The organism is Micromonospora sp. WMMD735 (genome assembly GCF_049178995.1).
GTDB classification, from domain to species: domain Bacteria; phylum Actinomycetota; class Actinomycetes; order Mycobacteriales; family Micromonosporaceae; genus Micromonospora; species Micromonospora wenchangensis.
Genome location: NZ_JBMHMJ010000002.1, coordinates 2777588 through 2789939 on the forward strand (window position 1 = coordinate 2777588; position 12352 = coordinate 2789939).

The 12352-nt window shown below is 66.7% G+C and carries 12 protein-coding genes; 10 read left to right on the forward strand and 2 right to left on the reverse strand.

Translation table 11 applies throughout. The features are described from left to right. Window positions 1–34: 34 nt before the first annotated feature. Window positions 35–1225 (reverse strand): ISAs1 family transposase, encoded by a 1191-nt coding sequence (locus ACN268_RS11590; RefSeq protein WP_421483200.1) that lies wholly within the window; start codon window positions 1223–1225, stop codon window positions 35–37. 347 nt (window positions 1226–1572) lie between these two features. Here ACN268_RS11590 and ACN268_RS11595 point away from each other — a divergent pair, with 347 nt between their 5' ends. From ACN268_RS11595 to ACN268_RS11620, 6 genes are all read left to right on the forward strand, one after another. Beyond that, window positions 1573–1716 (forward strand): hypothetical protein, encoded by a 144-nt coding sequence (locus ACN268_RS11595; protein WP_421483209.1) that lies wholly within the window; start codon window positions 1573–1575, stop codon window positions 1714–1716. A 35-nt stretch (window positions 1717–1751) separates the two neighbouring features. Continuing rightward, the gene (locus ACN268_RS11600) at window positions 1752–1901 is read left to right on the forward strand and encodes a hypothetical protein (protein ID WP_421483210.1); all 150 of its coding nucleotides are present in this window, start codon (window positions 1752–1754) and stop codon (window positions 1899–1901) included. A 552-nt stretch (window positions 1902–2453) separates the two neighbouring features. Beyond that, complete coding sequence (locus tag ACN268_RS11605; protein WP_421483211.1) at window positions 2454–3578, forward strand: IS630 family transposase; 1125 nt, start codon at window positions 2454–2456, stop codon at window positions 3576–3578. A gap of 49 nt (window positions 3579–3627) precedes the next feature. Next, window positions 3628–4176, forward strand: coding sequence for an IS630 family transposase (locus ACN268_RS11610; RefSeq protein WP_421483212.1), 549 nt, complete (start codon window positions 3628–3630; stop codon window positions 4174–4176). Window positions 4177–4741: 565 nt separating this feature from the next. After that, window positions 4742–5419, forward strand: coding sequence for an LmbU family transcriptional regulator (locus ACN268_RS11615; protein WP_421483213.1), 678 nt, complete (start codon window positions 4742–4744; stop codon window positions 5417–5419). Window positions 5420–5680: 261 nt separating this feature from the next. Then, window positions 5681–6799, forward strand: a complete 1119-nt coding sequence (locus tag ACN268_RS11620) for an IS701 family transposase (RefSeq protein WP_421486861.1) — start codon at window positions 5681–5683, stop codon at window positions 6797–6799. A 307-nt stretch (window positions 6800–7106) separates the two neighbouring features. Here ACN268_RS11620 and ACN268_RS11625 read toward each other — a convergent pair whose 3' ends face one another. Then, window positions 7107–7994: a thioesterase II family protein gene (locus tag ACN268_RS11625; protein ID WP_421483214.1), complete on the reverse strand. Its 888-nt coding sequence runs from the start codon at window positions 7992–7994 to the stop codon at window positions 7107–7109. Window positions 7995–8372: 378 nt separating this feature from the next. Here ACN268_RS11625 and ACN268_RS11630 point away from each other — a divergent pair, with 378 nt between their 5' ends. From ACN268_RS11630 to ACN268_RS11645, 4 genes are read left to right on the forward strand one after another with little or no spacing between them, the layout of a single operon-like run. Continuing rightward, window positions 8373–9059 carry a DUF6875 domain-containing protein gene (locus ACN268_RS11630; protein WP_421483215.1) on the forward strand — a complete coding sequence of 229 codons (687 nt, stop codon included), beginning with the start codon at window positions 8373–8375 and terminating at the stop codon, window positions 9057–9059. Continuing rightward, entirely contained in the window at window positions 9056–9916 is an 861-nt protein-coding gene (locus tag ACN268_RS11635) for a tryptophan 2,3-dioxygenase (RefSeq protein WP_421483216.1), read from the forward strand. Before ACN268_RS11630 ends, ACN268_RS11635 begins: the two co-directional genes overlap by 4 nt. Before the next feature lie 31 nt (window positions 9917–9947). Beyond that, window positions 9948–11213, forward strand: a complete 1266-nt coding sequence (gene kynU / locus ACN268_RS11640; protein ID WP_421483217.1) for a kynureninase — start codon at window positions 9948–9950, stop codon at window positions 11211–11213. 28 nt (window positions 11214–11241) lie between these two features. Further along, window positions 11242–12282 carry a methyltransferase gene (locus ACN268_RS11645; protein WP_421483218.1) on the forward strand — a complete coding sequence of 347 codons (1041 nt, stop codon included), beginning with the start codon at window positions 11242–11244 and terminating at the stop codon, window positions 12280–12282. The last annotated feature ends 70 nt before the right edge of the window (window positions 12283–12352 follow it).

The window sequence follows — 12352 nt, forward strand, 5'->3', positions numbered from 1 at the left end:
CGGCACCAAGTCCAGCGGGCCTGCCTTACCAGGGTCATTGCGTAGTCGAGTAGCTGCTGGTCACGGTGGTGATGAGGTCGTGTGGGCGGCGGTTGGCGCGTCGGGTGGCTCGGGCGATGTTGGTTTCGCCGTTGCCGCGGTGGAATCCGATGGCAGTGTTGCGGAGGACGGCTGCGACGGCGGGTCCGGTGCCGGTGCGGGCTCGGTGGGCGTCCTCGCCGAAGGTCACATCGCGGACCCAGTGCAGCCGGTTCTCGATATGCCATTCCAGCCGGGCCCATTGCTGCAGGTCGGCAGGCTGGGCGTGGGCGGCGGGCAGTGACGCCACCAGATAGACCGTCTCCCGGGTTCGCTTGCCGGCCACGGTGCGGGTGCGGGTGATCCGGACGGCCTGCTGAGCATGGGGAAAACCGATGCCGCCGGGAGTCTGCAGGGTCAGCGCCTTGACGGTGCGGGTCTCGCGTCGGCCGTGTCCGGTGTCGCGGTGCTGGTCCCCGATCGGCACCTGCGCCCACGGCAGCCGTTTGAGCTGGGCGTACAAGGTCGGCTGGTTGGCCTTGACCGACACGTACAGGTCCCCGCCGGCAGCGGCGACAGCTCGGGCGTGGGCGACCTGGGTATGCAGGGCGTCCGCGACGATCACCACCCCGGCCAGGCTGCCCAGCCGTGCCGTGACCTGTTCCAGCAGCGGGGCGAACGCGGGAATTTCGTTCGACTTCGCCGCGACCTGGACCTGCGCCAGGACCACACCGGTGCAGGTGTCGTAGGCCGACAGCAGATGGACCCGTCCCTCGGTCAGGACCGCGCCCCGCACCACCTTGCCGTCAACGGCGATGACCCGCCGCGCCGGCGGCGGCGCCGACACCCGCGAGCACAGCCAGTCGGCCAGGACCGCCGTCAACGTCTCGGCGTCGACGCGGACCAGCAGCCGCCACACCGTGCTCAGCACCGGCACCCGACCGGTGAACCCGAGCCGGCCCCACGCCGGCGCATCGAGATCGTCGACCCAGTCGACGATCGCGGCGAACGTGCAAGCCCCGGCCATCACCGCGCACACCGCGACCGCGAGCACGCTGGCCAGGGGGTACCGGACACCACGCGGGTCACGCGGATCGGGAACCCTCGCCAGGGCCTCCAACAGGCCAAACGCCTCACCGCCAGCAGTCGAGGAGCCGGGCGGGGCGGGGGCATGGTGACGGATCACGTCGATCAGCGATGATGACATGCGCGGGTGTGGTCCTTCTCGGTGTCATGTTGTCTCAGCAACTCCATGATCACCGACGGGGCCGCACCCGTCCTACGTCACCCTCCAATCAGGCCGACGAACCTGCGAAACCCCAGTTCAGAAGCACCCTCAGACGACTACGCAAAGCCCCTGCCTGCCTTACTGACCCGGCACTACAGCCCCAGATCTTGAAACCGTTGTCTTGATCTGTCGTTGCCCTCGGTGCGGGTAACGTGCTGACGGTTGGTGGATATCGATGAGGGGCGTTGCTGGCGGGAGTGGGCGAGAAGAACTGCCGGGAATGTCGGAGCGTGCAGGGTTGGCTCGGCCGAAACGGTTTCAGTGTTTTGCTGAACGCGGCGAGTTGGGATGTCGAGGCGTCGCGGGACTGGCTGCGCGGCTACGGGCTGGCCAACGACGAGGCGGCGCTGGTCCTCGACGACACCCGAGTGATCAAGAAGGGTCGAAAGAGTGTCGGGGTCGCCCCGTAGCACTGCGGCGCGAGCGGGCAGACCGAGAACTGCCCATGGATGGTCATGTTGCCTACGCCGGCCGGCACGGGCACGCGTTCATCGACCGGGCCTGGTACCTGCCGGCGTGCGGGATCGATGACCCGGTCCGCCGGGCCGACGCCGGCGTGCCCGCCGACCGGACGCTGGTGACGAAGCCCGTTTGATCTGCTGCGCCGGGCGTTGGCCGACTCGAAGCTGCGGTTTTGGTGGCTGGTCGCCGATTCCAGCTGCGGTCGCGACCCGAGGCTGCGGACATTCTGCACCGCCAGGGTCGGCTACGTCCTCGCGGTGCTGCTCGACCTGACCTTGATCGAAGCGCGCGATCAGGCCCACCGGCCCGACACGCTGCTGCCGGACGCCCCACCCAGGCACGGCAGCGCCGCCCGGCCGGACACGGCACCGAAGAACGCTGCTCGGACTCGGCCGCCCAGCAGGTGAGCGTCACAGACCGTCCGCCCGCTGCCGGGTTCACCCACACTCTGCTCATCCGGCAGGCCCTGACAAGATCGGAAAGGGCCGCGTCGGCCTGGGCGACTACCAGGTCCGCTCGTAGATCCCCTGGCACCACTACGCCACGATCAGCATGCTCGCCCACGCCTTCCTCGCCGCCACCCGCGCGGAGCTAGTAGTGCTGTGACCGGAAACGTTGGCCGGGTTGGGTGACACGCCGGTCAGTGGTCGTGGTGGTGGCTGGTGGGGGGGTTCAGGCTGTCGGGATGGCAGAACCTGTCCGGGCTCGTCGGCTCAGTGATGACGAGGGCCGGCGACTACAGCAGATCGTGCGGCGTGGGACCGGGTCTCCGATCCGGTTGCGTCGGGCGATGGTGATCATGGCTTCGGCCAGTGGGAACACCGTCGCGGCAATCGCCCGCCTGGTCCAGGGGGACGAGGACGCGGTCCGTGAGGTGATCCACCGGTTCAACGAAATGGGCCTGGCCTGCCTGGACCCTCGGTGGGCGGGTGGCCGTCCCCGCCGAATCAGTGAAGACGACGAAGCGTTCATCGTCGCGACGGCCAAGACCAGACCGCAAGCGCTCGGCCAGCCGTTCACCCGGTGGAGCCTGCGAAAACTCGCGGACTACCTTGCTCACAACCACGGCCCGCGTCGGGTGCTCGTGGGCCGGGAACGGCTGCGGGAGTTCCTGCACCGCCACGACATCACCTTCCAGCGGACGAAGACGTGGAAGGAGACCAACGACCCGAACGCTGAGGCGAAACTCGCCCGGATCGAGGCGGTGACCACGACGTTCCCGGACCGGGTCTTCGCCTTCGACGAGTTCGGGCCGCTGACGATCCGGCCACACGCTGGCGCGTCCTGGACTCGGGCCGGACATCCGGACCGGCTCCCCGGCAACTACCACAAGCTGCACGGGGTCCGGCAGTTCCACGCCTGCTACAGCGTCGGCGACGACACCCTCTGGGGTGTCGTGCGCCAGCGAAAGTCCGCGGCGAACACCCTGGCAGCACTCAAGAGCATCCGGGCCGCCCGCCCTGACGGCGCGCCGGTCTACGTCATCCTGGACAACCTCTCCGCGCATCGCGGCGTCAAGATCCGGCAGTGGGCGGCCCGGAACCGGGTCGAGTTGTGCTTCACCCCGACGTACTCGTCGTGGGCGAACCCGATCGAGGCGCACTTCGGACCGCTGCGGATGTTCGTCGTGGCCGGGTCGAACCATCCCAACCATCCCGCCGCGACCCAAACCCTGCACAACTACCTGCGCTGGCGCAACGCCAACGCCCGTCACCCCGACGTCCTCGCCGCCCAACGCCGCGAACGAGCCCGGATCCGCTCCGAACGACAACGCCGCTGGGGTCAGACCCCCGCCAAAACGGCGGCCTGAAACCGGCCAACGTTTCCGGTCACAGCACTAAAGGACGTCTCGTAACTCGGTGAAGCTCTGCATCGACGAGTTCGGGCCACTCAACCTGCAACCCCGCCCCGGCCGCGCATGGCGAGGCGTCGGACACCGGGTGCGACTACGCGCCACCTACCGGCGTGACCAGGGCGTACGGCACATGATCGCCGCCCTCGACCTGGCCACCGGCAAGCTGCACTACCGCATCCGCGACCGCAAACGGTGGCGCGAGTTCCTCAGCTTCCTCAAGACCCTGCGCCGCCGCTGGCCCGACCAACACCTATACCTGATCCTGGACAACTTCTCCCCGCACAAGCACCCCGAGGTCCGCGCCTGGTGCGCCGCCAACCAGGTCGACCTGGTGTTCCTGCCGACGTATGCGTCCTGGCTGAACTGGATCGAGGCCGAGTTCGCCGCCGTCCGCTACTTCGCCCTCAACGGCACCGACCACCGCAGCCACCCCGAGCAGGACGCCGCCATCGGCGCCTACATCCGCTGGCGCAACCAACACGCCCGACCGAAATCCGGGTTCGCGATCAACTCCAAGATCCGCCACACGGATTACCCGTTCAAAGCTGCGTGACGAGGCACTAGGAAAGACTACGACCCCGACTGCCCCACCCACCGGCTCATGTGGGTGCTCGCCGCGACGGCGCTCTTCCGAATCGTCACGGACAAGGCCGCCCGCCCTGATCCGACAGGCCTGGCACCATATTCCACACCATCCGCCCATCATGAGCCACACCAACGCTGCGGCGGCTCAATCCCGCCCACCTGCCTCTATGGCCAGCAATCGATAGGGCCGTTTCAAGAACTGGAGCTACAGTACCGGTGAGTGGTCCACGGCGACGTCATTCCCGACCCCCGCACCGCCCGAGTCCCACCGCCGCGAACCGCGCGCCGCCTCGCGCGGCATCGCGAGGCACTGGACCCGGCGAGCAATTCCCACGGCTATGAAATAGCCAAAGATTGGAATTCCTATAACGATGCTGTGATCTTAATCACACTCGACAGTCAGATCTCAGATCGGTTACGGTTCAATGCAAAGGGAGGGATCTAGAAAATTGCTATTCGGATGTTTCGCGACTAAATTTCGGGTGTCGTGTGCCCGGCCTTCTCACAGGACACCATAAGCGGGGGAGCGCATCTTGACGACCAACAGGTCCACACCGCAGCGGACCGCCGGACACCACCCTCGTCGCCGGCATCCGCGCAATGGTCTTGCACGCGGCAGCGAAGGAATCGACCGCTGCCCGGACACTACAGACAAGGATATCCTGACGACGCGGGTGGGGCTACGCATTCCCGCTGCACTGACATTCGAGCGGTGGCAACACGCCGGCTCACAGATCTCCCGCATTGTCGATTCGTCGGCCTGGTGTCTTGGCGACTGGCTCGTCTACGGCCAACGAGAATACTCCGACCGATATCTACGGGCCATCGAGGAGTCTCGGCTCGACTACCAGACATTGCGTAATTACGCGTGGGTCGCGCGCAAGTTCCCGATCGAGCGCCGACGAGAGACGCTCAGCTTCCAGCACCACGCGGAAGTCGGCTCGCTGCCACCGGAGGAGCAGGACAGGTGGCTGGACCTGGCCGACGAGTTCGGCTGGTCGCGCAACGAGCTTCGCCGCAACATCCGCACGCACCGCCAGCAGGACGCCAAAGGCGGCACGCTCATGGAGCCGCTGCCGAAGCTCTCCGTCACCGCCGAGCGGGTACAGCGATGGCGCCAGGCTGCCGAGCTCTCCGCCGACAACTTCGAACACTGGATGCTCCGCGCGCTTGATGACGCCGCAGCGGCAGACCTGCACGGCCGCGTCTGACATCTGAGTCCCATCAACGTCGTCCGTGCACAGCGCGGCATGCCGGCCGCAAGCGAGGCACGCCGCGCTGCACGGCCAGTTAGTACTCCAGCCGCACCTGCCTGATCTAGAGTTTTCGCAGTTCATCACCGTGATTGACGCCTTCCCGGCGCCGTGCGGGTAGTTGCGGATGTCGATGCTGATCGCGGAGTGGGCTGGCTGAGCGCACTTTCTGTCTGTTGTGGTCAGTCGTAGAGCGGGCAGGCTCCCGTGCTTGTGTTGATCGATGAGATCGTGGGTTGGCGGACAGGTCTGGATGATCTGCTGGCGCGGTTCTCGCACCGGTTCGGGCGGGCAGAGCCACGCCGGCAGGCGCTGGCCTACCTGGTCGGGTTGCTGTCGCCCCTGGCCAGCAAGAACGGCTGGACCCTCGCCGAGGCTGCCGGTGATACCACGCCGAATCGGATGCAACGGCTGCTCAACAAGTCCGCGTGGGACCCGGACTCTGTTCGTGACGACCTGTTCGCCTATGTGACCGAGCACCTCGGCCACGACGACGGAGTATTGATCGTCGACGAGACAGGTTTCCTGAAGAAGGGGATCAAATCGGCCGGGGTGCAGCGCCAGTACTCCGGCACGGCTGGGCGGACGGAGAATTGCCAGCTGGGAGTGTTCCTCGCCTACGCCAGCCCGGCCGGGCGCACGCTGATCGACCGAGAGTTGTATCTTCCCCGCGGCTGGTGCGACGACGCTGTCCGCCGCGTCGAGGCCGGCATCGCCGCGAACGTCGAGTTCGCGACGAAGCCTGCGCTGGGTCTGCGGATGATGCAACGCGCCATCGTCGCCGGCCTGCCGGCGAAGTGGGTCACCGCGGACGAGGCATACGGGCAGGACTCGAAGTTCCGGACGTGGCTGCAGCAGCAGCGCCTCGGCTACGTCCTGGCCGTGCCCCGCAACCAACGAATCCCCACCGTGGTGGGTAACTCCCGACCAGACGTCCTCGCCTCTGCCGCGCCGGCCCTGGCATGGAAGCGCCGCAGTTGCGGCGACGGCGCCAAAGGGCCGCGACTCTACGACTGGGCCGTGGCCTCCCTGCCCGGCGCTGACGACAGCTACGGCCACTTGCTGTTGATCCGCCGCAGCATCACCGACCCCACGAACCTGGCCTACTACCTGTGCTTCGGCCCAACCGAGACGCTCTACGAGGACCTGATCCGCATCGCCGGGACCCGGTGGGCGATCGAAGAGTGCTTCCAGACGGCCAAGAACGAGGTCGGACTGGATCACTACCGGGTGCGTCGGTACGACGCCTGGTACCGGCACATAACGCTCGTTCTGTGCGCCCACGCCTACCTCACCGTCACCGCCGCGCAGGCCAAAAGGGGGCACCGAATCCGATGACGGCCTCATCCCTCTTACCCTCGGCGAGGTCCGCCGTCTCCTGGCACACCTGATCACCACCATCCGATCCTTCCACCACATCCATCGATGGTCACGATGGCGACGCCGACACCAATACCGCGCCAGAACAGCCCACTACCAGCGAAGACTCCGACTTCATCAGATGCGGCTGGAGTACTAGCCGGCATGCCCATGCCGAGGTCCGGCAGGGTGCCGCCGTTCGGTGATGCTGCCCGGCGGCCCCGGATCGGCCCACAAAAGAACCGCCCGGGACATCACTGTCCCGGGCGGCTCGGCTTTGTCCGGGTCACGGAATGCGCGCTCGCGCAGCCGCCTCGCCATGCTGATGCCTCGGGTGCCCAGCGTGCTCGCGGATGATCTCCTGGACGCGGTCACGATGCTCATCGAGGAAGAAGTGACCGCCCGGAAGCTCGTACAGCCGGAAAGGACCGGCCGTGTAGCCGTGCCAGGATGCGCCCGCGCCGGGCGGGACGTAGGGATCGGCCGTGCCGCTCAGCGCGATCAGCGGACAGTGGACGACGTCGCCCCGGTGACGATACGTCTCGCTGGCCCGGTAGTCGGCTCGGATCGTCGGAAGTATCAGCTCGATCAACTCACTGTTCGCGACGATGGCCGGGTCTGTCCCGCCCAGCCGCACGAGCTCCTGCACGAGTTGGTCGTCATCGACGGCGTGAAAGTTCCGGTCGAGTGGCGAGTCGGGTGCCGCGCGTCCGGAGACGAACAAGGCCACGAGACGGTGGCCACGAGCCTCCAGACGGACAGCGACCTCGAAGGCCACTGCCGCGCCCATGCTGTGCCCGAACAATGAGGTGGGACGCCCCATCTGGGGGAGCAGCGCCTCGGTGACGTGGTCGGCGAGCTCGTAGACGGAGTCCATGGCGCGTTCACCGTATCGATCCTGGCGTCCCGGATATTGGATCGCGAGTGTCTCGATGTCGTCGGCCAGCAGGTGCGCCATCGGCGTGTAGTAGGAAGCGGTGCCTCCCGAGTGGGGCAGGCAGATGAGTTGATTGGGCGTGGCCGACGCCGGTGTGAGAGTTCGGATCCAGGGACTTCGGGGCTGCGGCACATGCCCTCCAGGGGTGCATCGCACTGATCTAGACGGAACGCCAGGCAGGGGCGGTGAGCTCCCCTCAGGCCTGCGGAGCAGCCGGTGCAGCCTAAGGAGCATCATCGACCGGTGCCCACGACGTCGACCGCACGCGGAGTGTTGCGCTCGGCATTCTAGGGAGGCTCGGCAGACGGCTATCGTGATCGGAGTCGAGAGCGACGTGAATGTCAACGCGGCGGCAGGCTGCACCGCCGCCTAGCTATTCCGGGCGACTGTCCCGCCGGCGGGACAGTCGCCCGAATGCGGCGACATTGTGGTGCTGATGTGCCGGTCGAGCCGATATTGTCGGCGACCGCACCAACCGCTTCTTAGGCCACTTCTGATGGCTTGTCGCGGGGATGGCTCATCCATACGCTGTTACGGTCGATAGGTCGATGCCGCACATTCCTGTCTCGTACGAATAATCGCCAGTCGCGGTACACTCGGAGGGAGGAAAACACCATGACCACCGATGTACTGACTCTTGACCTGACGGAATCCCTCGACATCGTGGACGAATGGTTAAGCTCCTACGTCGCCCAGCCCCACGAGCAGATCGGGAGACCGGGCGCGGTGTGTCCGTTCGTCGCGCCGGCGAGGCGGGTCAACGCGATCAAGACAGTGGTGCGGCTCGTGGGACCCGCCGCGGGGCTCCCGCTGCTCGCGGAGGTCATCCGCTGCAGCCTGGACGAGTTCGAGCAGGCCGACTGGTCGGCAACCAACCCTTCCCTCCGCTCGTTGCTGGTCGTGCTGCCCGACCTACCGCGAGGGGCCTACCCGCTATTCGACGAGGCGCACGCACTGGTCAAGTCGGAAAGCGTCGAGCGTGGTCTCATGATCGGCCAGTTCCACCCCGAGTGCCCGGAACCGGCTGCCCGCAACCCCTCGTTCCTCGTCAGCCGCTCACCCGTTCCGCTGGTGGCGGTGCGTGCCATGGCGATTCACGACATCTTCTTCCTGGCGGAACGCGCCGAGTGGTTCGACGAGTACCGCCGCCGTTTCGGGGGCCGGCACCGGCGTCAGGCAAAGAACATCGACCCGGTGCTGACGGCCCACTACCGGAAGGCGCTCGCGCTGCATCAGCGATCCGATGACCCTGATCCGTCGAGGGCCGGAAACCCGACGGCGGTGTCGGAGCCCACAGCATGACCCTGTCGGCGGACCGAGATGGCCGGCACGATGACCCATCACCGTCGTGCCCGTACCTCGACGACCACACCGTTCCCTCCACGGCGTACGCGGCGTATGCCCACATGGATGCCCTGCTCACGCTGCAGCATCCCCAGACGCGGGCGGCCGCCGAGCCGGGATTCATCATTATGAGCCAGGTCATGGAGCTGCTCTTCAAACTGCTTCACATCGAGTTTGCGGCGGCTCGTGATCAATTGTTGCGCGACGGTGTGGCGGAGGCTTTATGGACGTTGCGTCGTGCTGTCCGCGTTCAACAGGCCGCGCTGTCGTCGTGGGACTTCTTCAGCGCCATGACCCCGGGGGAGTTCGCGGAGTTCCGTGACGTCCTGGGTGAAGCCTCCGGTTTTCAATCGGCGTCGTATCGCCGCCTGGAATTCTTGTTGGGTAACAAGAACCCACATATGGTGAAGCCGCACCGGGGTAAGCACAGCTCCGCTGCGGTGCAGGGCCAGCTGCAGGAGCCGAGTCTGTACGACGCCGTGCTCGGCGTGCTGCGCCGACGCGGGATGGCCATCGTCGACGAGGTCTTCACGCGCGCAGCAGACGAACCGTACGAGCCGCACGGCAGCGTTGAACAGGCCTGGCGTGAGGTCTATGCGGACCCGGTCCGCCACCATGATCTGTACTTGCTCGGCGAGTCGCTCATGGACGTAGCCGAGTCCTTCGCACGGTGGCGCTACACCCATCTAACGGTTGTACAGCGGATTCTCGGTGGCAAGTCCGGAACGGGTGGGACCGAAGGGGTGCCCTGGCTCACCCGTATCAGTGAACACCGATTCTTTCCCGAACTGTGGTCCATGCGGACCTCGCTCTGATGGGCGACGGCCGTGGGGCACGAGGAGCGCGATGACACAGGTGGAGCAGATCTCCCGCGCCGACGCCGAGCGGTTGGACGGTCGCGATGAGCTCGCGGCCTTCCGGACCCGGTTCGTCGTCGACGATGACACGATCTACCTTGACGGTAACTCGCTGGGGCGGCTTCCGCGCGAGACCCCGGAGGTCGTGGACGCGGTAGTTCGCGCAGGGTGGGGGCAGGGGCTCATCGGGTCGTGGCATGAGTGGATCGACTGGTCGGCCGCGCTCGGTGACCGGTTGGCGTCGGCTGTGCTCGGTGCCAGTGCAGGCGAAGTGGTGCTGTCCGACTCGACGTCCGTCAACCTGTACAAGCTGGCCGCCGCGGCGCTGGGGGACGCTGACCCGTCCCGACGCACGATCGTCGTGGACGCTGAGGACTTTCCGACCAACCGGTACATCATGCAGGGGCTCGCCCGAGCTCACGGCATGACGATCCGGGCAATCGGCAGCGACCTCGACGAGGGCATCTCCCTCGCCGACCTCGAGGCTGCGGTGAACGATGAGGTGGCGCTCGTCGTCCTGTCCCTGGTGTCGTACCGCTGCGGCGCGTTGCTGGACATGGCGCGTGTCAACGACATCGCGCGAGCCGCCGGGTCGCGTGTGGTGTGGGACCTCTCCCATGCGGTCGGCGCCGTACCCGTCGAGCTGGGCTCCGCAGGCACCGAGCTGGCCGTCGGCTGCACGTACAAGTACCTGAATGCTGGCCCAGGCGCACCGGCGTTTCTCTATGTCCGCGATGACGTACAGGCGTCCCTCCGCCAGCCGATCTGGGGTTGGTTCGGTCAGCGTGATCAGTTCGGCATGGGTGCCGACTACGACCCCGTGGGCACCGTCGGCCGGTTTCTTGTCAGCACCCCGCCCGTCTTGTCCATGGCGCCGCTCGGCCCGGCGCTGATGCTGATCGAGCAGGCCGGTATCGACGAGCTGCGCCGAAAAGGCACCGGGTTGACCGAGTTCCTGGTGGCGCTGGTCCGGCAGCGACTGGAGCCGCACGGGTTCCGCCTCGCGTCGCCCGCCGACGCCCAGCGCCGCGGCACTCACGTGGCTCTGGAGCATTCCGAGGCATGGCGCATCTGTCAGGCGCTAACCGCGGCCGGCGTGATCTGTGACTTCCGGCAGCCCCGGCGCATCCGGCTCGCTCCCGTACCGCTCTACACCCGGTTCATCGACGTCTGGGACGCCGTGGACCGCCTGTGCCACGTGATGACCACTCAGCGGTACGAGCGCTTCTCCGCCAGCCGATCCCGAGTCACCTGACCAGAAAAGCTAGCCCAGGAGAGTACAAATGCCCCAGGTACGACAGGTCGACCACGACGCGCTGATCAGGATCCTGTTCGGATCATCTGCCTTTCAGCTGTTGCACACCGGCCACGAGCTCGGTCTGTTCTCCCTGCTCGCAACGGAGAGCGGGCTGACCGGCGAGCGGGTGGCCGAGCTCCTGGAGCTGCAGCCACGAGCGGCGCGGACCCTGTTGTTGGGAACCACGGCGCTCGGGCTGACCGTGCGGGTAGACGGTCGTTATTACAACGCCCCGCTCATCGGCGACATGATCGCCGACGGCAGCTGGGAGATCATCGGAGACATCATCGAGTTCGAGTCACGGATCACGGTGCCGGCATCCGTGGACCTCACCCCGGCCCTGCAACAGAACACGAACGTCGGCCTGCGGCGCATCGATGGCGAGGGCGATGACCTCTACCACCGCATAGCGTCGCAGCCGGTGCTCAAGGGCCTGTTCTACCGATGCATGAGCTCGTGGTCCCGCCTCGCGAACCCGGTTCTGGTCGACCGTGCCGACCTGCGCGGCGTCCGCCGGATCCTCGATGTCGGAGGCGGTGACGCCGTCAACTCGATCGCCCTCGCGCACGCCAATCCCGGGCCGTCGTTCACCGTGGTCGACCTGCCCAGTGCGCTTGACTTCGCTCGCAAGAACATCGCCGAGAAGGGCCTCGAGGACCGCATCGTCGTGCACCCCGGTGACATCTTCACGGATGACTACCCGGGTGGCCACGACTGCGTCCTCTTCGCGAACCAGCTGGTCATCTGGTCACCGGAGGAGAACCAGACGCTGCTTGGGAAAGCCTATGAGTGCCTGCCTCTCGGTGGGCAGGTGCTGATTTTCAACGCGTTCTCCCACGACACGGGCGATGGACCATTGTATGCCGCCCTGGACAACGTGTACTTCGCTACGCTGCCGGCACCAAACAGCACGATCTACCACTGGGGAGAATACGAGGAGTGGCTGGCGGACGTGGGATTCCAGCGCACCGAGCGGCTTCCCGGCAACACCTGGACGCCGCACGGCGTGCTGCGGGCGTGGAAGTAGAACCGCCGGTGTCGACCGCCGCAGGGGGCGGGGATCCGCCCGGGCATCCGGACCTGCTCCCGTCCGCATT